Consider the following 24,229-nt stretch of genomic DNA (forward strand, 5'->3'; position numbering starts at 1 on the left):
GGGCCTGACTAAGTGGGTGAATGAGTGGCCACCAAGGTAGCCATGTCCGCGGCCGAGCCGGTGTGGCCTTGTTCCGTCAGCCCGGCGATCACGCTGGCGCGGTTGCTGGCAGGCTGGTTCTGGCTCACCTTCCATTTGCCTTGCAGCCGCGTGATCGGGATCTCGATGCCCACGATGGCTTGCAGCAATCGGTCGGTGAACTCGCGGGGGGCATCCTCCACCGCCCAGGGCTGCGGCCGCGAAGCCTCGTGCTGCCTGGTCATGGATTCGAGTTGCGCCCGCACCCACTGCGGATCGTCTTTCACCACCAAGGGGCCGTGGGCATGCACTACAGCGTAGTTCCAGGTGGGCACAACCTTACCGCCATCGGGCTTGGTCGCGTACCAGGAGGGCGTGATGTAGGCGTCCGGCCCTTGAAAGATGACCAGCACTTCGGCCAAGGCGTGAGTGTTTTGCCAGACCGGGTTGGCGCGCGCCACATGCCCCACCAGCTTGCCAAAGGCCGAGCCATCGGCTTGCAAGTGCAGCGGAATGTGGTTGGCCGTCAATCCATCACTCGACAAGGTCACCAGGGTGGCCAGAGGGTGGGCGTGCATCAGGCCTTGCAGAACTTCCGGCCGCGACTCGTCAAAGTGCGAGGGTGAGTACAAAGGTGCACCTCAGGCCTGGGCGGCAATCAACTGCTGGTCCTTGGCGGCGGCGCGCGCGGCAGCCGGACGGGAGGTGACTCGCTCGATGTAAGCCTGGAGCACTGGCGTCTGGGGCACCAGCTGGAACATGGTGGTCCAGCGCAGGGCATTGGCCCAGAGCACGTCGGCGGCGCTGAATTGCTCACCCAGGATATACGGACCCCGGGCCAGTTGGTCCGTCACGGTTTTGAGCATCGTGTCGAAGTCGCCATAGGGGCAGGTCGAGGGCGGCGCAGGCGCATGCTTTTGAGCGCGGTCAACCACGGCGGGCTCGAAACTGGCGCCGTAAAACGCCAGCCAGCGCAGAAATGGCCCCCGCAGTGGCGAGCCGATCGGTGGTGCCAGCCCGGCCTCGGGGTAAAGCTCTGCCAGGTACTGGTAGACAGCGGCCTGCTCGGTGACCACCGCGTCGCCATGCTTGATGGCCGGCACCTTGCCCATCGGGTTGATGGCCAGGTAGGCCGCCTGGCGCTGCTCGCCCGCCTTGAGGTTGAGCACGAAGGTCTCGTAATCGGCGTTCAGTTCCTCCAGCAGCACCAGCACGCCGGCTGAGCGCGAGTTGGGGGAATGGTAGAAGGTGACATGCTTGTCCGTGCTCATGAAGGCCTCCATTCTTTGGGGTGTCAGCCATTCTGCACGAGCAGCAAAGCCAGCGCGATGATGGCTGGCAAAGCCTGCACGAAGAAGATCTTGCGGCTGACCGTCGCGGCGCCGAACACGCCCGCCACGATCACGCAGCCCAGGAAAAAGACCTTGATGTCGTGCCCGGCGGCGCCCAGCCACAGGCCCCACACCAACCCAGCCGCCAGAAAACCGTTGTACAGGCCCTGGTTGGCCGCCAGTGTCTTGGAGGCCGTGGCGAAATCCGGTTTCAGGCCAAAGGCCTTGCGCCCTAGTGGCTTGTCCCAGAAAAACATCTCGAGCACCAGGAAATAAAGGTGCAGCAAGGCGACCAAAGCGGTCAAAACAGTGGCGGCTGTGGCAATCATGGGGTCTCCTTGTGAGGTCTCTCGCAGTCATTGTCGTTGCTGAAAGCCCAATTTCCCCGACAATCCACCCCCATGACGTCTGAATTGCTCACCCCCACCACACCCGCCCCATCCGCGGCCGCGCCCAAGATTGGTTTTGTCAGCCTTGGCTGCCCGAAAGCGCTCACCGACTCCGAACTGATCCTGACCCAGCTGGCCGCCGAGGGTTACCGCACCTCGAAAACCTTCGATGGCGCCGATCTGGTGATCGTGAACACCTGCGGCTTCATTGACGACGCCGTGCGCGAAAGCCTGGACACCATCGGCGAGGCGCTGGCCGACAACGGCCGCGTCATCGTGACCGGTTGCCTGGGCGCCAAGGCCGGCGCCGATGGTGGCAATCTGGTCCGCCAGATGCACCCCAGTGTGCTGGCCGTGACCGGCCCCCACGCCACGCAAGAGGTGATGGACGCGGTGCACCTGCACGTGCCCAAGCCGCATGATCCCTTCCTGGACCTGGTGCCCGAGTCGCGTGGCATCGCCGGCATCAAGCTCACGCCCAAGCACTACGCTTATCTGAAGATCAGTGAAGGCTGCAATCACCGCTGTAGCTTCTGCATCATCCCCAGCATGCGCGGCGACCTGGTTTCGCGCCCGATTGGCGATGTGCTCAGTGAGGCCCGCGCGCTGTTCGAATCCGGCGTGAAAGAGCTGCTGGTCATCAGCCAGGACACCAGCGCCTATGGCGTGGACGTGAAATACCGCACCGGTTTCTGGGATGGCAAACCCGTCAAGACCCGCATGTACGACCTGGCCGAGCAATTGGCCACCTTGGCGCAAGAGCACGGCGCCTGGGTGCGCATGCACTACGTCTACCCTTATCCCCATGTGGACGAGATCCTGCCCATGATGGCGCAAGGCCTGATCCTGCCTTACCTGGATGTGCCTTTCCAGCACGCGCATCCCGATGTGCTCAAGCGCATGAAGCGCCCGGCCAATGGCGAGAAGAACCTTGAGCGTTTGTTGCGCTGGCGCGAGATCTGCCCCGAGATCGTGGTGCGCAGCACCTTCATCGCCGGCTTCCCTGGTGAGACGGAAGATGAGTTTGAATACCTGCTCGACTTCTTGCGCGAAGCCGAGATCGACCGTGCAGGTTGTTTTGCCTATTCACCCATCGAGGGCGCGCCTGCCAATGCGCTGCCCGGCGCCTTGCCCGACGAAGTGCGCGAAGAGCGCCGCGCCCGTTTCATGGCCGTGGCCGAGCAGGTGTCGATCGCCAAGCTGCAACGCCGCGTGGGTGCGACCATGCAGGTGCTGGTCGACAGCGCGCCCGCACTGGGCCGCAAGGGTGGGGTGGGGCGCTCGTACGCTGACGCACCTGAGATCGATGGCACCGTGCGCTTGTTGCCACCTGAAAAGGCCAGCAAGACCTTGAAGGTGGGTGAGTTCACCAAGGCGCGCATCGTGGCGGTGGAAGGGCATGATCTGATTGCCTTGCCGATTTGATGGAATGATGGTGATCTCACTTAGGATCGCCTGATGAGCAACAAGCGCCCCCCACGCCGCAGTACCCAACTGATTCACCACGCCTACAAGCCGCCTGCCGGCTTCAAATCCGTGGTGCCCGGCATCCACAAGGCCTCCACCGTCATCTTTGACAACACGGTGGCCCTGCGGGCTCGCCAGTGGAAAGACAAAACCGGCTACACGTATGGGCTGCACGGCACACCCAGCACTTTCACGCTGGAAGAGCGCCTGGCCACTTTGGAAGGGGGCCTGCAAACCCTGTTGGCTCCCAGCGGCCTGGCTGCGCTCGCCTTGGTCGACATGGCCTTGCTGCGCGCTGGCGACGAGGTGCTGATCCCCGACAACGCCTACGGCCCCAACAAAGACCTGGCACGCGGCGAGCTGGCCCAATGGGGCATCACCCACCAGTTCTACGACCCTTTGCGCGCTGACCAACTGGCCGCGCTCATCACCCCCAAAACCAAATTGATCTGGCTGGAAGCTGCCGGCTCCGTGACCCTGGAGTTCCCCGATCTGATTGGTTTGCTGCGCGTGGCGCGCCAGCACCCCCACGTGATCGTTGCGCTGGACAACACCTGGGGGGCCGGCTTGGCGTTTGACGCGTTTGCCTTCGAGCAGGGGGATGGCCAGGCCCGGGGTGTCGACATCTCTGTGCATGCCCTGACCAAATACCCTTCGGGCGGCGCCGACGTGCTGATGGGCTCGATCACCACGCGCGACGAGGCCTTGCACATCAAACTGAAAATGACGCACATGCGGATGGGTTTGGGCGTGGGTGGTAACGACGTCGAGGCCATTTTGCGTGGCCTGCCGACCTTGCCCTTGCGCTATGCCGCGCACGATGCCGCCACCCGGCAGATTGCGCTGTGGTGGCAGTCTCGGCCTGAAGTCTCGCAGGTGCTGCACCCGGCCTTGCCTGAATCGCCGGGCCATGCCCATTGGGCCCAGACCTGCAACGCGGCGGCCGGGCTGGTGTCCGTGGTGTTCGATGAACGCTACAGCCCGGCCCAGGTCGATGCCTTCATCGATGCCTTGATTTTGTTCAAGATCGGCTATTCATGGGGCGGGCCGGTGAGCCTGGCCGTGCCTTACCACCTGCCCAGCATGCGCACCGGGGCTGATGTGCCTCAGGGCACCCTGGTGCGCCTGGCCATCGGCCTGGAAGACCCGCAGGATTTGATCGACGACCTGGCGCAGGCACTGGTGGTGCTGCAGGCCAACTGAGCAGGGGCGTTCAGCTTTCCAGCTTGAACACATCCACCACTTCGGCCAATTGCGCCGCCTGCCGCTTCAGGCTTTCGGCAGCGGCGGCGCTTTCCTCCACCAGGGCAGCGTTCTGCTGAGTCACCTGGTCGAGTTGGGTCACCGAATGGCCCACCTGGTTGATGCCGATGGATTGTTCCGCTGTCGCATTTGAGATCTCGGACAGCAGATCGTTCACGCGCTTCACTTGCGCCACGATGTCTTCCATGCTCTTGCCCGCCGCATTGACTTGTTGGGCGCCCGTGTCAACTTTCTCGACGCTGGCGCCAATCAAGGCCTTGATCTCCTTGGCGGCGTTGGCCGACCTCTGCGCCAGTGTGCGAACCTCGCTGGCCACCACCGCGAAACCGCGCCCCTGATCGCCCGCGCGGGCCGCCTCAACCGCGGCGTTCAAGGCCAGGATGTTGGTCTGGAAAGCGATGCCATCGATCACCCCAATGATGTCCACAATCTTCTTGGACGAGTCCGCGATTGCATGCATGGTGCCTACCACCTGGCTGACCACGTCTCCGCCCTTGATGGCGGCCAGGGACGCCGCGTTCGACAACTGATTGGCCTGCTGTGCCATCTCTGCGTTGTTCTTCACGGTGCTGCTGAGCTGGTCCATTGAGGCCGCGGTCTGCTGCAAATTGCTGGCTTGTTCTTCGGTGCGTTGGCTCAGGTCGGCATTGCCCATGGCGATTTGGGCAGAGCCTGTCGCGATCGAGTTCGACGCATTGCGAACCTGCCCCACGATCCGGGCCAGGTTGCCCTGCATGACACCCAGCGATGCCAGCACGCTGCCCGGGTGCGCCTGTGCCGTGCCATCGATGGCGCCCAGGTCGCCAGCAGCCACGCGGTGAGCGGCTTCTCCCAGCGCGGCAGGTTCAGCGCCCAGGGCCCGTGTCAATCCGCGTGTGATCAGCACGCCGGCCAGGCCCGCAGCCGCAAAGGCCACCAAGCAAGCCACGGCCAGCAAATTGCGCTGCGTGGTGTAAGCATCTGCCGCCTCAACCGTGAGTTGCCGCGCGCGCGCTTCGGTGGATTTCAAATACGCGTCCGAGGCTTTGACCAAAGCCGCCAGCAAGGGCCGGCACTCGTCGTTCATCTTGGCGATGGCTTCATCCTTCTGGCCGTTCAAGGCCAAGTTCACGATTGCCAATGCCACCGGGCCATACGCGCCTTCGATGCGGTCGATTTCAGCAATCATGCCCCGGGCCTCTTCAGACACGTCGGGCGCTTTGGCCATCTCGTCGAGCTTGCCCAGCAGGGTCTTCACTTCCTCGTGAGATTGCAGGACGAGGGCTTTTTCAGTGGCCAGGTCATCCGGTTTGCTGACCAGCACCAGGTTGCGCGCCGCGATGGCACGCGAATCAACGGCGGCGCGGGCATGCGCCGCGAGATTGGAGCGCGCGTTGATGCCGTTGACGTACTGTGTGAATCGTTGGTTCGAATCGCTGAGTGCCTTGAGCGACAGCCCGGCCACGATGAGAACTAGTACCGCAAGTCCGCCGAAAGCGACCGTCAGCTTGGCGCGAACGGTCATCGGGCTGGTTTTCATGGAAATCATCCTTCGCTTAAAAGTATGCGAAGGTTAATGATTTCGGACGCTCTTAGGTGCGTTCCTAAGACAGTGAATGGTGCGCTATTTCACGCGATCATTGGATTTATTCGCGACCGCTGCGCCAACAACTCAGGGTCTGTTACAAGGGCAGGTTAGGTCGACGATGCTTGAGAATCATTCCTTGCCGCCCGACGAAACCTTGTGCCGCATCATCCGGCCCTTTTCCCGCTCCCATTCGCGGTCCTTGATGGTGTTGCGCTTGTCGTGCTCGGCCTTGCCCTTGGCCAGGGCGATCTCGGCTTTCACATAGCTGCCCTTGAAGTGCAGGTTCAGCGGCACGAGGGTGTAGCCCTTTTGCTCCGTCTTGCCCACCAGGCGCCGGATTTCCGAGCGGTGCATCAACAGCTTCTTGGTGCGGTCGGCCTCGGGCTTGACGTGCGTTGATGCCGAGCGCAGTGCATTGATGCGCAGGCCGATCAGGTGCAACTCGCCATTGCGGATCATGATGTGGCCGTCAGTCAACTGCACCTGGCCCGCGCGGATCGCCTTGACTTCCCAGCCTTCCAGGACCACACCCGCCTCGAAACGTTCTTCGATGTGGTAATTGAACAGGGCTTTTCTATTTTCGGCAATCGTCATGGTCAGAAGGATACAGCGTCCTTAAAATGGCGGCATTCTATGAAGCAAGTCAACAAGTCCGTCCTGCTCTGGTACTCGCCCGGCGAAATGTACGCGCTGGTCACTGCCGTCGAGGATTACGCCCAATTCCTGCCCTGGTGTGAGCGCGCTGAAGTGATCCAGCAGCACGACGATGGCGTCACTGCGCGGCTTCACATCGCATTTGCCGGTATCCGGCAGGCGTTCACCACGCGCAACACCAACATCGATGCCAGCGAAGTGCGCATGCATCTGGTGGATGGGCCTTTTTCCAAGCTCGAGGGCACCTGGAAGTTCACGCCATTGCACAAGCCCGGCTTGCCTCCCCCGGTGCCGGGGCAGACCCCGGCTGAACCCAGTGCCTGCAAGGTCGAGTTCTCGCTCAGCTATGCTTTTTCCAGCCGGCCGCTCGCCCTGGTGATCAGCCCGGTGTTCGACCGCATCGCCAACACGTTTGTCGATGCTTTTGTCAAACGGGCCGAGCAGGTCTATGGGCCTCGGTGAACAAACCACAACCCCGGTGATTCACATCGAGGTGGTGTTCAGCCCAGCGCCCCGTCAAATCGAGATGAGCACCTTGGCCTTGCCTTTGGGCAGTTGCGTCAAGGATGCTTTGCTGGCCGCCCACCTGTTGGGCCAGGCGCAACACCTGAGCGTGGGCATTTGGGGGCGCAAGGCGACCTTGGCCCATGTTCTGCAAGACAGGGATAGGGTGGAGGTGTACCGCGGCCTGATCGTCGATCCGAAAGAGGCTCGGCGCGTGCGCTACCGTGCCCATGGCGAAAAAACGACCAGAGGTGTCAAGCGGCCGAACAAGCGGCCGTTGAGCAACTCGTCAGGCTAGCAGCGCGAGGCGGCCTGCCTCACTTGCAATTGCTGGCAATGGCTTCCTGGGTGCGGCGCTGCTCTTCGGCGCGGCCCTTGTCGTCCAGGATCTCGCGCTCACCCTTGCTGTTGGTCCGGGCGATGCGGATGCCGTCGTTCAAGGTGCGCTGGTAGTTGCGGGCTTGGGTGCAGTTGTCTGCGCGCGACTTGGCGTTCTTTTCTTCTTCGGCTTTGCGCTGGGCTTCTTTTTCTTCTTCGGCCTTGCGGCGCTTCACGTCCAGCTCGGACTCGGGCGCCTTGGCCGCCACCGCGGGCTTGGCGGCCGATGCTGCTGCGTCCACCTCGGAGGCGGGCTTGGCCAACTGCACTGTCCTTGAGGCCGCGGGCCTTTGAAGGATGTTGCCCTCGGGGGTGCCGGCCGGAGGAGGGCGGTCGCTGTACTGTGTCGCGCCCGAGGCGTCTTTCCACTTCCACTGGGTGCCGGCCTGGGCAGGCGTGACCACCAGCGCCACACTGGCCAGAGTCAGGGACAGGAGCAAGGCGGAATGAGGGCGGGTGCTTTTCATGACGCGGAGTTTAGTCCGGCTTGGCGCTCGCAATGGCCGCGAAAACGCCCATTCGTCACGGTAAATCCCCGCTTCGACAGCCTACCTCCACTGCGCGTATAATCCGCTTTTGCGTCTGGAGCCTGTTCATGCGCCTGCTTGGTAAAGCACTCACATTCGACGATGTGCTGCTGGTGCCCGCGTTCTCACAAGTGTTACCCCGTGACACATCGCTGGCCACCCGTCTGTCCCGAAACATCACCCTGAATCTGCCCTTGGTGTCTGCCGCCATGGACACGGTCACAGAGGCCCGCCTGGCGATCGCGATCGCCCAGGAAGGCGGTATCGGGATCATCCACAAAAACCTCACGCCTCAGCAACAAGCTGCGGAAGTCTCACGCGTCAAGCGTTATGAGTCTGGCGTGTTGCGTGACCCGATCACGATCTCATCCGGCGTTCGCGTCCGTGATGTGATCGCGCTGTCACAGCAACATGGCATCTCGGGCTTCCCGGTGGTTGATGAAGGCCGCGTCGTGGGCATCGTCACGGGGCGCGACCTGCGCTTCGAGACCCGCCTTGACGTGCCGGTGCGCGAGATCATGACCCCGCGCGAGCGTCTGATCACCATCAAGGACGGCGCTTCGAAAGAAGAAGCCAAGGCCCTGATGCACCAGCACAAGCTGGAGCGCGTGGTCATTGTCAACGAGGCGTTCGAGCTCAAGGGCTTGTTTACCGTCAAGGACATCACCAAGCAGACCAACTTCCCCAACGCGGCGCGTGATTCACACGGCAAGCTGCGCGTGGGCGCCGCGGTTGGCGTGGGCGAGGGCACCGAAGAGCGCGTTGAGCTGCTGGTGCGTGCTGGCGTCGACGCCTTGGTGGTCGACACGGCCCACGGCCACAGTGCCGGCGTGATCGAGCGCGTGCGCTGGGTCAAGAAAAACTACCCACAGGTGGATGTCATCGGCGGCAACATCGCCACCGGCGCAGCTGCCTTGGCCCTGGTCGAAGCGGGCGCTGATGGCGTCAAGGTCGGCATCGGCCCAGGCTCCATCTGCACCACGCGGATCATCGCGGGGGTGGGCGTACCGCAAATCATGGCCATTGACAGTGTGGCCACGGCCTTGCAAGGCACCGGTGTGCCCTTGATCGGCGACGGCGGCATCCGCTATTCGGGCGACATCGCCAAGGCCATCGCAGCCGGTGCCAGCACCGTCATGATGGGCGGCATGTTCGCGGGCACGGAAGAAGCGCCCGGCGAAGTGATCCTGTACCAGGGCCGCAGCTACAAGAGCTACCGCGGCATGGGCTCGATTGGCGCCATGAAGGCCGGTTCGGCCGACCGCTATTTCCAGGAAAACGACGAAACCACCAACCCCAACGCGGACAAGCTGGTCCCCGAGGGCATTGAAGGCCGCGTGCCGTTCAAGGGCTCGATGATCAGCATCGTCACGCAGATGGCGGGTGGCTTGCGCGCCTCCATGGGCTACTGCGGTTGCGCCACCATCGAAGACATGCGCAACAAGGCCGAGTTCGTCGAGATCACGGCCGCGGGCATTCGCGAGAGTCACGTCCACGACGTGCAGATCACGAAGGAAGCGCCCAACTACCGCATGGAGTGATGGGCGCCCAAGGCCGCAGGGCGGCCATGCCCTTCATCATGGTGACGGTGCTGCTCGACATGATGTCGATCGGCATCATTGCCCCCGTGTTGCCCAAGCTCATCGGGTCCTTCATGGACTCGGGGGCCAGCACCTCGGTGGCCTATGGTGCGGCGCAGGCGGCCTTCGCCATTGCCCAGTTCTTCAGTGCGCCAGTGCTGGGGGCGCTGTCCGACCGCTATGGTCGGCGGCCCATCCTGCTGCTGGGCTTGCTGGGCATGGGCATCAACTTTTTTGTCACGGCCCTCGCCTCCGAGTTCTGGATGCTGCTGGCCGTGCGGGTGATGGGCGGTGCCGTGTGCGCCAACATCGCCGTGGCCAACGCCTATGTGGCCGACATCACGGTGCCCGAAGAGCGGGCCAAGAACTACGGCATGTTGGGCGCCATGTTCGGGCTGGGTTTCATCCTGGGGCCGGTGCTGGGCGGTGTGCTGGGCAATCAAGATCTGCACTGGCCGTTTTTGTTGGCCGGCAGCTTGTCGTTGCTCAACTGCCTCTACGGTTACTTCGTGCTGCCCGAGTCGTTGCCGCTGGACAAGCGCCGCTCATTCGAGCTCTCCAAGGCCAACCCATTCACCGCCTTGGCCCGTTTGCGCGACCTGAAGGGCGTCGAGACGCTGATGTGGATCATGGGCTTGTCGATCCTGGCGCAGTTCTGCCTGCACACCTCCTGGTTCCTGTACACCGAGTTCAAGTTCGGCTGGACGCCGATGGACAACGGCCTGTCGCTGTTGGCCGTGGGCGGCATGGCGGTGCTGGTGCAGGGCGGCCTGATGCGGGTGGTGCAAAAGTACATCCCGCTGCACAAGCTGGTCGTCTTGGGGCTGGTCTCGTCCACCATCGCGTTCGCCGGGTACGGCTTGGTGCCGCTGGGGTGGATGCTCTTCGTGATCGTGGCGGCCAATGTGTTTGGCTACATGGTTCAACCGGGCTTGCAAAGCCTGGTGTCCAACGCCGTTGACCCCACCCGGCAGGGTGAAAGCATGGGTGCGGTGTCGTCCATCAACAGCGTGGCGGCGGTGCTTGGGCCCCTGCTTGGCACGCCGCTGCTGGCGTTGGTATCCCACTATCCCCATGGCGACTGGCGCGTGGGGGCACCGTTCTACCTGTGTGCGGCCATCCAGGGCGTTGCGGCCGTCATCGGCCTGCGCTACTTCAGCCGCAATCACCGTGTGCCAGCCAGCCCCGCGACCGTGGTCTGATTGATTTCTCGAGATTTTCATCATGCATGACAAAGTTCTGATCCTTGACTTCGGCTCTCAAGTCACCCAGCTCATCGCGCGCCGCGTTCGCGAAGCCCACGTGTATTGCGAGATCCACCCCAATGATGTGTCGGATGAGTTCATCCGCGGCTTTGCGCCCAAGGCCATCATCCTGTCGGGCAGCCACGCCAGCACCTACGAAGACCACCAACTGCGCGCACCCCAAGCCGTGTGGGATTTGGGCGTGCCTGTGCTCGGCATCTGCTACGGCATGCAGACGATGGCCGTGCAATTGGGCGGCAAGGTGGAGTGGAGCGACCACCGCGAGTTCGGCTATGCCGAAGTCCGCGCCCTGGGCCATACCAAGCTGCTGGAGGGCATTGAAGACTTCAGCACTACCGAAGGCCACGGCATGCTCAAGGTGTGGATGAGCCACGGTGACAAGGTCACGGCCTTGCCCGAAGGCTTCACCCTGATGGCCTCGACCCCCAGCTGCCCCATCGCCGGCATGGCCAACGAAGCCAAGCGCTACTACGCCGTGCAGTTCCACCCCGAGGTGACGCACACGGTGCAGGGCCACGCGATGCTGACGCGTTTCGTGCGCGACATCGCTGGCTGCAAGGGTGACTGGATCATGGGCGATTACATCGCCGAAGCCGTGGCCAAGATCCGCGAGCAGGTCGGCGATGAAGAAGTCATCCTGGGCTTGAGCGGTGGTGTCGATTCCAGCGTGGCCGCCGCCTTGATCCACCGCGCCATTGGCGACCAATTGACCTGTGTGTTCGTGGACCACGGTTTGCTGCGTCTGAACGAAGGCAAGGCGGTGATGGAGATGTTCGCCGGCCGCCTGCATGCCAAGGTGGTTCATGTGGAGGCCACTGACCAGTTCATGGGCCACCTGAAAGGCGTGACCGACCCGGAAGCCAAGCGCAAGATCATCGGCCGCGAGTTCGTCGAGGTCTTCACGGCCGAGGCCGCCAAGCTCAAGGGCGAAGGCAACAAGGGCGCCAAGTGGCTGGCCCAGGGCACCATCTACCCGGATGTGGTCGAGTCAGGCGGCACGGCTAGCAAGAAGGCCACCATCAAGAGCCACCACAACGTGGGCGGCTTGCCCGAGAAGCTGGGCTTGAAGCTGCTGGAACCGCTGCGCGAGTTGTTCAAGGACGAGGTGCGCGCGCTGGGCGTGGCGCTGGGCCTGCCGGCCGACATGGTCTACCGCCATCCTTTCCCGGGACCTGGCCTGGGCGTTCGCATCCTGGGCGAGGTGCGCAAGGACTTCGCCGATCTTCTGCGCCGCGCTGACCACATCTTCATCGAAGAACTGCGCAACGCGATCGACCCGGCCACGGGCAAGACCTGGTACGAGTTGACCAGCCAGGCCTTCACCGTGTTCCTGCCGGTGAAGAGCGTGGGGGTGATGGGTGACGGCCGCACTTATGACTATGTGGTGGCGCTGCGTGCGGTGCAGACCAGCGACTTCATGACGGCTGATTGGGCGGAGTTGCCGTACAGCCTGTTGAAGAAGGTGTCGGGGCGCATCATCAATGAGGTGCGGGGTATCAACCGCGTGACTTATGACGTGTCGAGCAAGCCGCCTGCTACGATCGAGTGGGAATGATTTGAGAGCGCATCACGGCGTCTCAGAACATCCCAAAAGTTCATTTAAGCCCTTGATCTTCAAGGGCTTTTTTGTTTTTGACGTCCCATGAGGTTTCATGACATCCCGAGGTTTTTTGTCAATGATCTTTGATTGCTTACCGTCTTGATGCTCTGACAGTATTGCCGGGTGGGCCATCGTGGCGTTGGATGCCGGGACTCGCTCGCTTGACGCAGCGCAACCGGTCTTCACTCGGGCGGCCTACCATTCGTTGGATGGCATGGGAACGCGAGAGACATGACGTGGTCAAGCTCACGGTGAACGGACGGTCGGTCGAGTTGAAGGATGGCGCGAGCTTGCTCGATGCGGCCAGTGCCGCTGGCGTCCATATTGACACGCTTTGCTATCACCCGTGCTTGCCGGCGCGCGCCGTATGCCGCATGTGCCTGGTCGATGTCGAGGGACAAGGCCGCCCGCTGCCTGCATGCGTGACACCGACCAAAGATGGGGACGTTGTCGAGACAGACACCCAGTCCCTACAAGACGCCCGGACCATGAATGGGCAGTGGCCGTTGGCCCGCCATCCGAATGACTGCATGCGCTGTGAAGTCAATGGGTCTTGCCGTTTGCAGAATCTGGTCAACGAGAATCAATGGGCGGAGAGCTGGCCCCGCATCCCGTTGGGGCCAGCCGCGTGCCCTGCCCATGTGCTGAGCGATCACGCTTCACCCAGCATTTGGCGTGACGTTTCCAAATGCATCGAATGCGGCGCCGATCTCACCATCATGGAAGAGGGTGCCGAGCTCTTGGCGCGGCTCAAGGAAGGCCGGCGCCTGCCAATCTTCACATCATGTTGTCCGGGCTGGGTCAACTGGGTGGAGATCAACCGGCCGGACATCTTGCCCCACCTCAGCACGACCAAATCGCCCCAGCAGATGCATGGGGCCCTGACGAAGCGGGGACGCTTCGCGCACAAGCTTGGCGCCCAGTTCGCGCAAGGCCTCGCGGAGCCGTATGTCGTCAGCGTGATGCCCTGCACCGCCAAGAAGGACGAGGCGGTTCGTCCAGGCATGTCGGGAGACCTGGATCATGTGCTGACAACGCGAGAATTGGCCAGGATGATCCGGGCTCGAGGGATGGGCGGCTGCCTGGGTGGTGGCGGAGAGCCAAAGTCAATGGATCCGAAGATCCTGGAAGAGCGCATGCACGCCATCTACGCCATCGATCAACGCGCGCCACACCGTCGTTCACATGAGAACGAAGAGGTTCAGAAGTTGTACGCCGATGAACTCTCGGAACCAAGTTCTCTCGCCGCGTTGGCATTGCTCCATACGAGCTTTGCCGCGAGGGGTTCGCGGCGATTGCTGCTGATGCGGCTGCTGGACGCGGTTGACAGACGGGATGCGGAAGGCGTGGCCAGCTTGTTTCATCCGGACGCCTTGTGGTCGACGGGTTCTTCTTTCGGTGACGAGGCGCTGGTTGCAACGCGGCTGCCACCGCGAGGGTATGGTCCCCTCTATGCGCGCCACCGGATGGCGTCCGCCGCGGATGCGGACGATCTCACTGTCATCACGCCACAGGGCGAGCGCTGCGCATTTGAGATGGAGGTCGGCACCGTGGTTCAGGACGGCCGCACGACCAGTGTGATCCGGAGCCTGGCGCGGCAAGGCCGAGACCATGGCTGATCTCAATGGCATGCTGAATCAGGTCTTCCTAACGGCTGGTTTTGGCCTTGGACTTCTGCTTGGGTGCCGGGGGGGCGGTCAGGTGGGCGCCAAAGCCGCCCATGCCCTGAACCTGGCCAATCAGCCGCTGGGCGATCTGGCCGCAAACCAGGTCGCAAAGCTGGTAAGTGCGGGGGTCTGCGATTTGGTAGTAGACGCTGGTGCCTCTGGACTCGCGGGACACCAGCCCCAATTTCGCCAGCAAGGCCAGGTGTTTGGACACATTGGCCTGGCTGCAGCCCAGCAGCGAGGTGAGTTCACCCACGTTCAACGGGCCATCGCGCAAGGCGTTGAGCAATTTCAGGCGCAAGGGCTCCGACAGGGCGCGGAAGTAGTCCGCGACATGCTCCAGCGCTTGATCGTCCAAGGCTTCCATTTTTGTTCCAACCCGTTCCGTGCAACTGGTGGAAATCATAATCTCATCCTTGGTTGCGTTAATAGCTACATAGCTATATTATGATCAAATGATCAAGCAGGCAAGGAGCACGCAGTCATGAAGGCATCCCAAAACCGAACGCTCTCGCCAAGGGCCAGATTGGCCTGTCTGGCGGGGGGGCTGATGTGCGCCATGGGGGTGTCAACCTGGGCGGCTGCTCCCGGACCAGGGCTTGCGCTGAAAACGGTCACCGTGCAATCGGTGGTGGGACAGGGCGCTTATTCGGCCGAGGCCACGGTAGAAGCCGTGCGGGACACCCGGCTGTCCAGCCAGGTTGCCGGCCGCATCGTTGAACTGCCGGTCAAGGCGGGCGACCACGTCCAGGCGGGTCAGGTGTTGGTGCGCCTGGATCAGAGCGTTGCTGCTCAGCAGGTCAAGGGTAGCCAGGCCCAACTTGCTCAGGCTCAAGCCATGCTGGTGGCGGCCAAGGGCGACTACGAACGTGCGCAGCATCTCTACAAGAAGGAATACCTCAGCAAAGCCGCCCTGGACCACGCCGAGGCCCAATACAAGGCGGTTGAGGCGCAGGCCCGGGCCTTGAGTGCCCAGGCATCGGGCGCCTCGGTACAAGCGGCCTATTACACGGTTCGCGCACCCTATGCGGGATGGGTATCTCAGGTCAACGTGAGCGTGGGCGACATGGCCTCACCAGGTGTGCCCTTGCTGGCCCTGTTCGATCCGGCGGCCTTGCGGCTGACGGTGCAGGTGCCCGAATCGGTGGCTTCGCGGCTCGATGTGCTCAAGCCCGCCAGGATCGACCTGCCCAACGAGGCGGGTGGCGCGCGTCAGCAGGCGGGTGTGCGCACGACGGTGTTGCCGGCGCTGGACGCGGGCACCCACAGCGCCACCGTCAGAGTTGACATGGCAGCGCAATCGCTTCAGGTCGTGCCTGGTCAGTTCGCGAGGGTGAGTTTGCCGCTCAGGACCTCGGCTGAAGGTGGTGCAGGCGCGGGCAAGCTGATGGTGCCGAGCGCGTCCGTGGTGGAGCGAGGCGAATTGACCGGGGTCTACATCGTGACGGACAAGGGCGAGGCCCGGCTGCGCCAGGTCCGCATGGGCCGCTCGTCAGGCGGGCAAACCGAAGTGCTCTCGGGCTTGCAGGCGGGCGAGAAGGTGGCTGTCGATCCAGTGGCCGCGGCGCAGGCCGCTTCCCGCTGAGCTTGGCACTGAACGGGACATCGCCATGACCCACCCGAATCCCGATCCCGTCAACGGCACGCCAGCGCGAATGGGCGTGTCGGGCCGCATCGCCGCTTTCTTCCTGACGGCGCGCATCACGCCCTTGCTGGCGTTGGTGGCCTTGCTGCTGGGGCTGTTTGCCGTGATGGTGACGCCGCGCGAAGAGGAGCCCCAGATCGACGTCACGATGGCCAATGTCATCGTGCCGTTCCCAGGCGCGTCGCCCAAGCAAGTCGAGCAGTCGGTGGCTGGGCCTGCGGAGCAGGTGTTCTCCCGGATGCCAGGGGTGGAGCATGTGGTCTCGGTGTCGCGTCCCGGTGTGGCCATGCTCACCGTGCAGTTCAAGGTCGGTGTGCCCCGCACCGAGGCCATTGTTCGTCTGCATGACACGGTCGCCGCACACCGTAATTGGCTGCCGCCGCAGTTGGGGGTGGGCGAGCCTATCATTCGCCCCAAGGGCATTGACGATGTGCCCATCGTCTCCTTGACCCTGCACGGCAAGACGGCGTCAGGCGGCAACACGCCGACTGCCTATGACCTGGAGCGCGTGGCCCATGCCATGGAGGCTGAACTCAAGCGCGTGCCCGGCACCCGTGACGTGAGCACAGTGGGCGGCCCAGGGCGCGCGATCCATGTCGAACTGGACGCCGGGCGCATGCGGTCTTCAGGCGTCACGGTGGCGGACCTTCGGGGCGTGCTGCAGTCAGCGAATCTGGGCTTGCCCTTGGGCGAGACGATCGCCGAAAACCAGTCCGTCGCGATCGAATCGGGCTCATTTCTGTCCAACGCCGACGAGGTGGCGAGCCTCGTGGTCGCTGCGCGCAGTGGCCGCCCTGTCTACCTGCGAGATGTGGCGCGCGTGAGCGATGGGGCCTTGCCGCCTGCCCGGCATGTGTGGTTTGGCCAGCGTAGCGAGAGGGGGACACCGCTGGAGGCCGACGCAGTCACGATGGCCATCACCAAGAAATCAGGCGAAAACGCCGTGGACGTGGCGCAAGCCGTGATCGCGCGTGTGGCCGAGTTGCGCAATACTGTGGTGCCGGCCGAGGTGGAGGTCAGCGTCAGCCGCAACTACGGCGAAACGGCCAACGACAAGGCCAAGAAGCTCATCCAGAAGCTGCTGTTCGCAACGGCCTCGGTGGTCGCGCTGGTGTTCATCGCGCTGGGCCGACGCGAGGCGGCCATCGTGGGCATCGCGGTGGCGTTGACGCTCACGGCCACCTTGTTCGCATCCTGGGCATGGGGGTTCACGCTCAACCGGGTGTCCTTGTTTGCGCTGATCTTCTCCATTGGCATCCTGGTCGATGATGCCATCGTGGTGGTGGAGAACATCCATCGCCACATGCTGCTCAAGCCGGGGCGGCCCTTGCAGGAGGTCATCCCCGCCGCTGTCGATGAAGTGGGCGGGCCCACCATCCTGGCCACCTTGACGGTGATCGCGGCCTTGTTGCCCATGGCCTTTGTGAGTGGATTGATGGGCCCTTACATGAGCCCCATCCCGATCAACGCCTCCATGGGCATGCTGATCTCCCTGGCCATCGCCTTCATCCTGACACCATGGTTGTCAAACCGTTGGCTGAAGGTCAGTCCTGGTGCATCGCATGAAGGTCATGGATCGGGTGGTTTGACCGGCAAGTTGCTACCGTTTTTCACCAAGCTGTTCATACCATTTCTGGACCGGCAAAGGGGACATGCCAACCGCATCAAGCTGTGGGTGGGCATCCTGGGCCTGATTGCTTTGTCGATTTCGCTGCCCGTGGGGCAACTGGTGGTGTTGAAGATGCTGCCCTTCGACAACAAATCGGAGTTCCAGGTTGTTCTCGACATGCCAGCGGGCACGCCTTTGGAGCGCACCGCCAGCGTGTTGCAGGCCATGTCGACCGAGTTGGCCAAGGTGCCCGAGGTGAGTGACTGGCAGGCCTATGCCGGCACCGCAGCTCCGATCAACTTCAACGGCTTGGTGCGCCAGTACGACCTGCGTGCTGGTGGCGAAGTAGGTGACATCCAGGTCAACTTGGTGGACAAGCACCATCGCAGCGAGCAAAGCCATGCCATCGCCATGCGGGTGAGGCCAGCATTGCACAAGATCGCCATGGCCAATGGTGGCCGTGTCAAGGTGGTGGAGGTTCCGCCTGGACCGCCAGTGATGTCGCCCATCGTGGCCGAGATCTATGGCCCCAGCGACGCCGCTCGCCTGGCCGCTGCGCGCGCCGTGCGTGGCGTGTTCGACAAGACGCCGGGCATCGTCGATGTGGATTCGTCCGACATCGCCACGGCACCTAAGCAACTGTTGGTGGTGGACCGCGAGAAGGCCGCCATGCTGGGCGTGCCGCAGTCGGCCATCGTCACCACCTTGCGTGCAGGCCTGGCCGGTGAGGATGTGAGCTATCTGCACAACCAGGCCAAGTACCCTGTTCCCTTGCACCTGAGCCTGCCTGTGAGTACACAAGGCGATACCAGCGAGATGCTGAAGCTGGCCGTGCGCTCGAACAGCGGGGCGCTGGTGCCGATTGCCGAACTCGTGCATACCGTGCAGACCATGCAAGACCAGCCCATCTGGCACAAGGACCTGCTGCCCGTGAACATGGTGATGGCTGACATGGCTGGCGTGCCTGATGCGAAGACCGGTGAGGTAGAGGGGCTGGACAGCCCGCTCTACGGCCTGGCTGGCACGCGCGGCGACATCGCCAAGCTGGATGTGGCCGGCGGGCGCATCCAAGAGTTCTTCACCACCCAGCCTACCGACCCTTACCGGGCAGTGTCCTTGAAGTGGGATGGTGAATCGCAGATCACCTACGAAACTTTCCGTGACATGGGCGCGGCCTATGGCGTGGGCCTCATCCTGATCTACCTGCTGGTGGTGGCTCAGTTCGGCTCCTACCGCACGCCGTTGGTCATCATGGCGCCCATTCCTTTGACCATCATCGGCGTCATGCCTGGCCACGCCTTGCTGGGCGCCCAGTTCACGGCCACCTCGATGATCGGCATGATCGCGCTGGCCGGGATCATCGTGCGCAACTCCATCTTGCTGGTCGACTTCATCGAATTGCAGGTGCGCGATGGCGTGGCCTTTGGCGAGGCGGTGATCCGCTCGGCGGCCACCCGTGCGCAGCCCATCGCGCTGACGGCCTTGGCGGCCATGGCGGGTGCCTTCTTCATCCTGGACGACCCCATCTTCAACGGTCTGGCCATCTCGCTGATCTTCGGCATCCTGGTGTCCACCGTGCTGACCCTGGTGGTCATCCCCTTGCTGTACTTCCGCACTTACCGGCATCGCCACGGTGCTTGAGTCCTGCTTTCTTGTTCGAAAGGAAACACCATGACCTCCTGGCAACTGACCCGTGTCATCGCTGGCACCTTCGTGCTCCTCTCTTTGGCTTTGGGTGCGCAGGGCAGCCCCCTGTTCCAGAGTCCGATGTGGCTGTGGTTCACCGCCTTCGTCGGCCTGAACCTGCTGCAAAGCGGCTTCACCCGCTGGTGCCTGATGGAGCGCATCCTGCGCAAACTGGGTGTGCCCGCGGCCAATTGATCACAACGAGGGACTCAACATGCACATCGTCTGCCCTCAATGTGGCGCCACCAACCGTGTACCGCGGGACCGCATGAGCGAACACCCTGTTTGTGGTCGTTGTGGCGCCGAGGTGGCCCCCACATCGCCAGTGGCTCTGCGTGACGACACCCTGCCTGCCTATCTGGCCAAGACCGAAGCCCCCGTGCTTGTGGACTTCTGGGCCGATTGGTGCGGGCCTTGCAAAGCGTTCGCCCCGCATTTTGCCCAGGCTGCGGCGCAGCGTCCCGGGGTCCGCTTTGTCAAGGTGGACAGCGATGCGTGCCCCCAGGCCTCCATGAGACACCGCGTGCGCAGCATCCCCACCATCGCGCTGTTTTCCGGGGGCGAAGAGATCGCTCGCGCATCGGGTGCCATGTCGGCGACGCAATTGCTGCAGTGGGTGGACACGCAACTGGCTTCGGCCAAGAAGGGAGTCTGACCATGCGATGTCGTCATGTGGCCTTGGGTGTCGGCCTGCTGATGGCCGCTTGCGGCGCACAGGCTGGCCAGGACCTGCTGGCCGGTTGGCACGCAGCGGCGGCGCACGACCCCACTTACGCGGCAGCCCGTGCGGGACGGGACGCAGGGCAGAGCAAGTCCGATCAGGCCAAGGCCTTGTGGAGGCCTGCCGTCGTGGCCGGCGCCAATCTGGGTTGGGCATCACAAACCACCCATACCAGCGGGGCCAGCTTTGAAGCGCCAGGCTTCGGAGCTTCATCTGACGTGGCTTTCAAAACCAACGTGGACAGCGGCCGGGCTCAAGGGTGGAGCCTGATGCTTCAACAGCCCCTGATCAATGCGGATCGCACCGCGTCGTCTAGCCAGTTGACGTTGCAGGCTCAACTGGCTGATGTGCAGTGGCACCAGGCTCAGCAAGCTTTGATCCTGAAGGTGAGCAAGGCCCACTTTGACGTGCTGGGCGCTCGCGCAGCCTTGAAGGCTGCCCAGAGCGAACAAGCCGCCGCCGGGAGGGCGCTGGGCGAAGCGACAGAGCGTTTCCAGACAGGCGGCGTGCCGGTGACCGCGGTGCACGATGCCCAGGCCCGGCAAGACATGGTGGCGGCACAGGTGCTCGCTGCACAAGACACGCTGGACCTGAGCAACGCTGCCTACTTCGACATCACGGGCCTTCCTGCGGAGCAGGCGGTCGATCTGCCAACGTCCGCCGATCTGGCTCAAACGCTCGCGCCGCTGGACGAATGGCTCGCGCGCGCACAGGCTGACAACCCTCAGGTGCTGCAGGCGCGCCTGGCCGCCGAACTGGCCCGCGCCGATGTGGCCCGGCACGGGGCGCTGGCTGGTGCCACCTTGGACCTGGTGGCCAGGGCCAGCGACGACCGCATCCAGGGTAACGGGCCTTATGCGAGCGGGTCTGACAACGCCAGGAGCAGCTCGGCGACGCGCTGGGTCGGGGTTCAGCTCAATGTGCCTCTGTTCACCGGCGGCATGCGGTCCTCGCAAGAGCGGGAGTCCATCGCCCTGGCCGACAAGGCCCAGTCGAACAGCGAGGCCGTCCGCATCGAAGTGAGCCGACAGACCCGCGCAGCTTGGCTGGCCGTGAGCACCGGCGTGGCACGCGTGCGGGCACTGGCGCAGGCGCGTTTGTCCGCGGGCAAGCGTCTGGATGCGAGCCGCACAGGCTTCGAAGTGGGTGACCGCACCGTGCTGGACCTGCTCGACGCCGAGCGCGAGGTGCAGACGGTCGATGTGAATTTGCAGCAGGCCCGCCATGCGGTGCTGCTGGGGCGCTTGAACCTGGCCGCGGCTTGCGGCGGCCTGGACGAGGCAGTGCTGCGCGATGTGAACCAGGCATTGGCAGAACAGGGCTTGCCGTGATGCGTTGACACAGACCACTTGCCCCAACCCCAGCGCAAGTGGCCTTTCAGAAGCGGGGCTGAGGAGACGGACCATGAAGCACATCGTTGTACTGGGCGCAGGAACAGGCGGCATGCCCGCCGCCTATGAGTTGCGCAACAAGCTCGGTGCCGGACACCGCATCACGGTGGTCAATGCCAGCGAGACCTTTCAGTTCGTTCCATCCAATCCCTGGGTGGCGGTGGGATGGCGCAAGCGTGAAGAAACCACGTTCGAGATCCGGCCGCGTCTGGCGCGCAAAGGCATCGAGTTTGTCGGCCAGCCCGTCAGCCAGATCGATGCCGCAGGCAACAAGCTGAGCTTCGCCAATGGTGAGCAACTGAGCTACGACTACCTGGTCATCACCACCGGCCCCAAGTTGGCCTTTGACGAGGTGGAGGGCGCCGGACCCGCGGGGCACACGCACTCCATCTGCACCATTGACCACGCCGAAAGCACCTGGGCCAGCTACCAGCGTTTTCTGGATGATCCAGGCCCTGTGGTGATGGGTGCCATGCCCAGCGCCAGTTGCTTCGGCCCGGCCTACGAATTCAGTTTCATCGTCAATACAGACCTTCGCCGTCGAAAGCTGCGCAACAAGGTGCCCATGACATTCGTGACCTCGGAGCCGTATGTGGGGCACATGGGGCTGGGTGGGGTGGGTGACTCCAAGAGCATGCTGGAGTCAGAGTTCCGCAACAACGACATCAAGTGGATCACCAATGCGAAAGTGACCAAAGTCGAAGACGGCGTCATGCATGTCACCCAGTTGGACGATCACGGTCAGGTGTACAAAGAGCATCAATTGCCATTCAAGTTCTCGATGATGATCCCGGCCTTCAAAGGGGTCGACGCCGTGGCCAGCGTGGATGGGCTTTGCAACCCGCGTGGCTTCGTGTTGATCGATGCGTACCAGCGCAGCCCCAAGTACCCCAACATCTACGCCGCCGGTGTGTGCGTGGCCATTCCCCCGGTCGAGCGGACGCCGGTGCCCACCGGGGCACCCAAGACCGGCTACATGATCGAAACGATGGTGACGGCGATCGTCGAGAACATCGCCGCTGAACTGGCGGGCGAGGCACCTCGTACCAAGGGCACGTGGAATGCCATCTGTCTGGCCGACATGGGTGACACAGGTGCTGCTTTTGTGGCGCTGCCCCAGATCCCGCCAAGAAATGTGAACTGGTTCAAGAAGGGCAAGTGGGTGCACCTGGCCAAGGTGGCCTTCGAGAAGTACTTCATGCACAAGATGAAGACCGGCAACTCCGAGCCGGTGTACGAAAAGTACGTCTTGAAAGCCTTGGGCATTGAGCGCCTGGAGAAATGAGGGAGGCGGGGCACGCGGCCTTGCTCATTGTGGGAGCCTTGCACATGGATCTCTTCGGGGCATCATCGGCACCTTGACACCGCGCGCTTTGGCCCGGGCTGCCATTTCTTCATGGTGCTTTGCCATGTAGGCCTTGCATTCATCCTGGTTCTTCATCGACAGCATTTTCTCCCGATGTTGAGCGCGTTCTTCCGATGTCATCAATGACCAACCCGGCGTGTTGTCCGATCCCCAGCGCATCGCGCCACGCCCAGCACCGGGCCCCATGCCCGTGGCGCTTGCCGCAGGCCCCGAACCCGTGGGGCCTGCTCCCTGGCCCGATCCCATGCCTTGGCCGGGCTGGGCGTGGGCATATCCCGCAGCCAGAGCGATAGCAGACGCGAGCGTCATCAGTCGTACCCGTTTCATTGTGAGCTCCTGATAAAGGATTGAGGAAGGCTCACGATAGCTGCCTAGAACTGACGGCGGATTTGCGCCAGCGCAAGGAAAAGCTGCGAACAAATTCTCGATTGATTTTTTATGCATTTCATTTGAGGGATGTCAATCGGCGCATGCATCTTGGTCTGAAGCATGTGAATACTGAACCATGACTCAAGGTGAACGACGCCTTTTGCGCCATCTCGTCATCGCCGTGCTGATCAATCTGCTGGTGCTAGCGGGCCTGTGGTGGGCTTTCGTTCGCGATGTTTGTGCCTTTCGTGACCATGTCCACGGGGTTCATTCGCGGGTTGGGTTTTGTCCCGCGCTACTGGCTGTGGCGGGTGCTTTTTTCTGGCTGGGCATGCGCGGCAGCCTTGCTGGCAGCGGCCGGGTTAATGTGGTTGCATTGAGGTGAGCAACTTGCAGGGGCAATCAGGCATTGTGGCCAATGCTACGAGCCCAAATTTGATTTTCTTTGGCCGACTTGGCCACCGCAAGCCTGGAAAAACGCGCTGGCCCGACCGCCTGATCTGCAAAATGCCACCACGGGATGGGGGAGGTCTGCGCAAGCCTGGCGATACGCCTCTACCTGAGTGGGGGTCAGCATCGGACTGGGAACGGGCACGTGCACATAGCGCAGGCCATGCGCCTTTGCCGCTGCCTCGATGTCAGCGCTTCGGGGTTGCTCAGGTCCGCCTTCGCCGTCCGGGCGGTTATTGATGATGCTCTTGTAGCCCTGTCTGGCAAACACGGCCACGTCTGCGACCGAAATTTGACCGCACACGGTGAACTCGGGGCACAAGGCGGTGGTGGGGACGCTCAAAGTCATGGTTTGCTCCTTGCTTTGCGTTGAGGGGCAATGTTGGTTGGCGGCGATGGCTGAGCAAGCTTCGCGCCACACAGGCGGCTGTGCAGAACGTGCATCACGGCTTCTGCGTCTTCACTGATCAGCCTGTAATAGATGTGCTTGCCCTGACGCCGGGTGTCGACCAGGCCTTCGGTGCGCAGCACCGTCAATTGTTGCGACAAGGTGGGTTGGCGGATGCCCAGGTCCTCTTCCATTTCGCCGACGCAGAACTCTCCCTGTGCGAGACGGCACAGAAGCACGAGCCGGTCGGCGTTGGCCAGCACCTTGAGCAGTGAGCACGCCTTTTCTGCTGCCACCTGCAGGGCCCCCCGATGCTGACGACGCTGTGGCAGTGCAACGGACACAAAAACATTCACATCGGTGACGGAGTGACGGAGGCGGCTTTCGTGGCGCT

The 24,229-nt window shown here is 62.9% G+C and carries 24 protein-coding genes; 15 read left to right on the forward strand and 9 right to left on the reverse strand.

Annotation, left to right across the window (positions count from 1 at the left end; translation table 11 throughout):
- Window positions 1-8: 8 nt before the first annotated feature.
- Genes LQ232_RS22170 through LQ232_RS22180 form a run of 3 tightly spaced genes read right to left on the reverse strand, consistent with a single transcriptional unit; the run spans window position 9 to window position 1,678 of the window.
- Window positions 9-650, reverse strand: a complete 642-nt coding sequence (locus LQ232_RS22170) for an FMN-binding negative transcriptional regulator (protein ID WP_256450111.1) — start codon at window positions 648-650, stop codon at window positions 9-11.
- 9 nt (window positions 651-659) lie between these two features.
- On the reverse strand, window positions 660-1,289 hold the full coding sequence (locus LQ232_RS22175) for a glutathione S-transferase family protein (RefSeq protein WP_230182571.1): 630 nt from the start codon (window positions 1,287-1,289) through the stop codon (window positions 660-662).
- A gap of 23 nt (window positions 1,290-1,312) precedes the next feature.
- Window positions 1,313-1,678 carry a DUF1304 domain-containing protein gene (locus LQ232_RS22180; protein ID WP_230182572.1) on the reverse strand — a complete coding sequence of 122 codons (366 nt, stop codon included), beginning with the start codon at window positions 1,676-1,678 and terminating at the stop codon, window positions 1,313-1,315.
- A 72-nt stretch (window positions 1,679-1,750) separates the two neighbouring features.
- On the opposite strand from LQ232_RS22180, the gene rimO reads away from it, so the two are divergent.
- Window positions 1,751-3,163 (forward strand): 30S ribosomal protein S12 methylthiotransferase RimO, encoded by a 1,413-nt coding sequence (gene rimO, locus LQ232_RS22185; RefSeq protein ID WP_230182573.1) that lies wholly within the window; start codon window positions 1,751-1,753, stop codon window positions 3,161-3,163.
- A 33-nt stretch (window positions 3,164-3,196) separates the two neighbouring features.
- A complete protein-coding gene (locus LQ232_RS22190) occupies window positions 3,197-4,408 on the forward strand; it encodes a PLP-dependent transferase (protein WP_230182574.1) in 1,212 nt (403 codons plus the stop codon).
- Window positions 4,409-4,418: 10 nt separating this feature from the next.
- Here LQ232_RS22190 and LQ232_RS22195 read toward each other — a convergent pair whose 3' ends face one another.
- Window positions 4,419-5,987 (reverse strand): methyl-accepting chemotaxis protein, encoded by a 1,569-nt coding sequence (locus tag LQ232_RS22195; RefSeq protein WP_230182575.1) that lies wholly within the window; start codon window positions 5,985-5,987, stop codon window positions 4,419-4,421.
- A gap of 177 nt (window positions 5,988-6,164) precedes the next feature.
- Window positions 6,165-6,629 carry an SsrA-binding protein SmpB gene (gene smpB, locus LQ232_RS22200; protein ID WP_230182576.1) on the reverse strand — a complete coding sequence of 155 codons (465 nt, stop codon included), beginning with the start codon at window positions 6,627-6,629 and terminating at the stop codon, window positions 6,165-6,167.
- A 39-nt stretch (window positions 6,630-6,668) separates the two neighbouring features.
- Between smpB and LQ232_RS22205 the strand changes: the two genes are divergently transcribed.
- Entirely contained in the window at window positions 6,669-7,151 is a 483-nt protein-coding gene (locus tag LQ232_RS22205; RefSeq protein ID WP_230182577.1) for a type II toxin-antitoxin system RatA family toxin, read from the forward strand.
- A gap of 16 nt (window positions 7,152-7,167) precedes the next feature.
- On the forward strand, window positions 7,168-7,491 hold the full coding sequence (locus LQ232_RS22210) for an RnfH family protein (protein ID WP_230182578.1): 324 nt from the start codon (window positions 7,168-7,170) through the stop codon (window positions 7,489-7,491).
- 19 nt (window positions 7,492-7,510) lie between these two features.
- Here the strand turns inward: LQ232_RS22210 and LQ232_RS22215 are convergent, their stop codons facing one another.
- On the reverse strand, window positions 7,511-8,038 hold the full coding sequence (locus tag LQ232_RS22215) for a DUF4124 domain-containing protein (RefSeq protein WP_230182579.1): 528 nt from the start codon (window positions 8,036-8,038) through the stop codon (window positions 7,511-7,513).
- A 128-nt stretch (window positions 8,039-8,166) separates the two neighbouring features.
- Here LQ232_RS22215 and guaB point away from each other — a divergent pair, with 128 nt between their 5' ends.
- From guaB to LQ232_RS22235, 4 genes are all read left to right on the forward strand, one after another.
- Window positions 8,167-9,639, forward strand: a complete 1,473-nt coding sequence (gene guaB, locus LQ232_RS22220) for an IMP dehydrogenase (protein ID WP_230182580.1) — start codon at window positions 8,167-8,169, stop codon at window positions 9,637-9,639.
- A gap of 26 nt (window positions 9,640-9,665) precedes the next feature.
- A complete protein-coding gene (locus tag LQ232_RS22225) occupies window positions 9,666-10,880 on the forward strand; it encodes an MFS transporter (protein WP_230182581.1) in 1,215 nt (404 codons plus the stop codon).
- 22 nt (window positions 10,881-10,902) lie between these two features.
- Complete coding sequence (gene guaA / locus LQ232_RS22230; RefSeq protein WP_230182582.1) at window positions 10,903-12,498, forward strand: glutamine-hydrolyzing GMP synthase; 1,596 nt, start codon at window positions 10,903-10,905, stop codon at window positions 12,496-12,498.
- 281 nt (window positions 12,499-12,779) lie between these two features.
- The gene (locus LQ232_RS22235) at window positions 12,780-14,162 is read left to right on the forward strand and encodes a [Fe-Fe] hydrogenase large subunit C-terminal domain-containing protein (protein ID WP_230182583.1); all 1,383 of its coding nucleotides are present in this window, start codon (window positions 12,780-12,782) and stop codon (window positions 14,160-14,162) included.
- Between the two features lie 28 nt (window positions 14,163-14,190).
- On the opposite strand, the gene LQ232_RS22240 is transcribed toward LQ232_RS22235, so the two are convergent.
- The gene (locus LQ232_RS22240; RefSeq protein WP_230182584.1) at window positions 14,191-14,577 is read right to left on the reverse strand and encodes a helix-turn-helix transcriptional regulator; all 387 of its coding nucleotides are present in this window, start codon (window positions 14,575-14,577) and stop codon (window positions 14,191-14,193) included.
- Window positions 14,578-14,694: 117 nt separating this feature from the next.
- Between LQ232_RS22240 and LQ232_RS22245 the strand changes: the two genes are divergently transcribed.
- The 7 genes from LQ232_RS22245 to LQ232_RS22275 all read left to right on the forward strand — a co-directional run bounded on the left by LQ232_RS22245 (window position 14,695) and on the right by LQ232_RS22275 (window position 23,377).
- Window positions 14,695-15,795 (forward strand): efflux RND transporter periplasmic adaptor subunit, encoded by a 1,101-nt coding sequence (locus tag LQ232_RS22245; protein ID WP_230182585.1) that lies wholly within the window; start codon window positions 14,695-14,697, stop codon window positions 15,793-15,795.
- Window positions 15,796-15,820: 25 nt separating this feature from the next.
- Window positions 15,821-19,105, forward strand: a complete 3,285-nt coding sequence (locus tag LQ232_RS22250; protein ID WP_230182586.1) for an efflux RND transporter permease subunit — start codon at window positions 15,821-15,823, stop codon at window positions 19,103-19,105.
- A 30-nt stretch (window positions 19,106-19,135) separates the two neighbouring features.
- Window positions 19,136-19,345, forward strand: a complete 210-nt coding sequence (locus LQ232_RS22255; RefSeq protein WP_230182587.1) for a DUF2892 domain-containing protein — start codon at window positions 19,136-19,138, stop codon at window positions 19,343-19,345.
- A gap of 19 nt (window positions 19,346-19,364) precedes the next feature.
- Entirely contained in the window at window positions 19,365-19,805 is a 441-nt protein-coding gene (gene trxC, locus LQ232_RS22260; protein WP_230182588.1) for a thioredoxin TrxC, read from the forward strand.
- Window positions 19,806-19,807: 2 nt separating this feature from the next.
- Complete coding sequence (locus LQ232_RS22265) at window positions 19,808-21,202, forward strand: TolC family outer membrane protein (protein ID WP_230182589.1); 1,395 nt, start codon at window positions 19,808-19,810, stop codon at window positions 21,200-21,202.
- A gap of 73 nt (window positions 21,203-21,275) precedes the next feature.
- Window positions 21,276-22,547, forward strand: coding sequence for an NAD(P)/FAD-dependent oxidoreductase (locus LQ232_RS22270; protein ID WP_230182590.1), 1,272 nt, complete (start codon window positions 21,276-21,278; stop codon window positions 22,545-22,547).
- Window positions 22,548-23,251: 704 nt separating this feature from the next.
- Complete coding sequence (locus tag LQ232_RS22275) at window positions 23,252-23,377, forward strand: cyd operon YbgE family protein (RefSeq protein WP_230182625.1); 126 nt, start codon at window positions 23,252-23,254, stop codon at window positions 23,375-23,377.
- Window positions 23,378-23,418: 41 nt separating this feature from the next.
- Here LQ232_RS22275 and LQ232_RS22280 read toward each other — a convergent pair whose 3' ends face one another.
- Both LQ232_RS22280 and LQ232_RS22285 read right to left on the reverse strand, forming a co-directional pair.
- The gene (locus LQ232_RS22280) at window positions 23,419-23,796 is read right to left on the reverse strand and encodes a TIGR01244 family sulfur transferase (protein ID WP_230182591.1); all 378 of its coding nucleotides are present in this window, start codon (window positions 23,794-23,796) and stop codon (window positions 23,419-23,421) included.
- A complete protein-coding gene (locus tag LQ232_RS22285; protein ID WP_230182626.1) occupies window positions 23,793-24,167 on the reverse strand; it encodes a metalloregulator ArsR/SmtB family transcription factor in 375 nt (124 codons plus the stop codon). The genes LQ232_RS22280 and LQ232_RS22285 overlap by 4 nt, the downstream gene beginning before the upstream one ends.
- Window positions 24,168-24,229 lie beyond the last annotated feature (62 nt).

The organism is Aquabacterium sp. CECT 9606 (assembly GCF_918741295.1).
Lineage (GTDB): Bacteria > Pseudomonadota > Gammaproteobacteria > Burkholderiales > Burkholderiaceae_C > Aquabacterium.

Bases quoted from the DNA above. Each gene is read 5' to 3' on its own strand.
- LQ232_RS22265 (WP_230182589.1), top strand. From the start codon at position 19,808: ATGCGATGTCGTCATGTGGCCTTGGGTGTCGGCCTGCTGATGGCCGCT.
- guaA (WP_230182582.1), top strand. From the start codon at position 10,903: ATGCATGACAAAGTTCTGATCCTTGACTTCGGCTCTCAAGTCACCCAG.
- rimO (WP_230182573.1), top strand. From the start codon at position 1,751: ATGACGTCTGAATTGCTCACCCCCACCACACCCGCCCCATCCGCGGCC.
- LQ232_RS22250 (WP_230182586.1), top strand. From the start codon at position 15,821: ATGACCCACCCGAATCCCGATCCCGTCAACGGCACGCCAGCGCGAATG.
- LQ232_RS22240 (WP_230182584.1), bottom strand. From the start codon at position 14,577: ATGGAAGCCTTGGACGATCAAGCGCTGGAGCATGTCGCGGACTACTTC.
- LQ232_RS22175 (WP_230182571.1), bottom strand. From the start codon at position 1,289: ATGAGCACGGACAAGCATGTCACCTTCTACCATTCCCCCAACTCGCGC.
- LQ232_RS22205 (WP_230182577.1), top strand. From the start codon at position 6,669: ATGAAGCAAGTCAACAAGTCCGTCCTGCTCTGGTACTCGCCCGGCGAA.
- LQ232_RS22215 (WP_230182579.1), bottom strand. From the start codon at position 8,038: ATGAAAAGCACCCGCCCTCATTCCGCCTTGCTCCTGTCCCTGACTCTG.
- LQ232_RS22275 (WP_230182625.1), top strand. From the start codon at position 23,252: ATGTCCACGGGGTTCATTCGCGGGTTGGGTTTTGTCCCGCGCTACTGG.
- LQ232_RS22255 (WP_230182587.1), top strand. From the start codon at position 19,136: ATGACCTCCTGGCAACTGACCCGTGTCATCGCTGGCACCTTCGTGCTC.
- LQ232_RS22190 (WP_230182574.1), top strand. From the start codon at position 3,197: ATGAGCAACAAGCGCCCCCCACGCCGCAGTACCCAACTGATTCACCAC.
- LQ232_RS22195 (WP_230182575.1), bottom strand. From the start codon at position 5,987: ATGAAAACCAGCCCGATGACCGTTCGCGCCAAGCTGACGGTCGCTTTC.
- LQ232_RS22225 (WP_230182581.1), top strand. From the start codon at position 9,666: ATGCCCTTCATCATGGTGACGGTGCTGCTCGACATGATGTCGATCGGC.
- LQ232_RS22270 (WP_230182590.1), top strand. From the start codon at position 21,276: ATGAAGCACATCGTTGTACTGGGCGCAGGAACAGGCGGCATGCCCGCC.
- smpB (WP_230182576.1), bottom strand. From the start codon at position 6,629: ATGACGATTGCCGAAAATAGAAAAGCCCTGTTCAATTACCACATCGAA.
- guaB (WP_230182580.1), top strand. From the start codon at position 8,167: ATGCGCCTGCTTGGTAAAGCACTCACATTCGACGATGTGCTGCTGGTG.
- LQ232_RS22245 (WP_230182585.1), top strand. From the start codon at position 14,695: ATGAAGGCATCCCAAAACCGAACGCTCTCGCCAAGGGCCAGATTGGCC.
- LQ232_RS22180 (WP_230182572.1), bottom strand. From the start codon at position 1,678: ATGATTGCCACAGCCGCCACTGTTTTGACCGCTTTGGTCGCCTTGCTG.
- LQ232_RS22280 (WP_230182591.1), bottom strand. From the start codon at position 23,796: ATGACTTTGAGCGTCCCCACCACCGCCTTGTGCCCCGAGTTCACCGTG.
- trxC (WP_230182588.1), top strand. From the start codon at position 19,365: ATGCACATCGTCTGCCCTCAATGTGGCGCCACCAACCGTGTACCGCGG.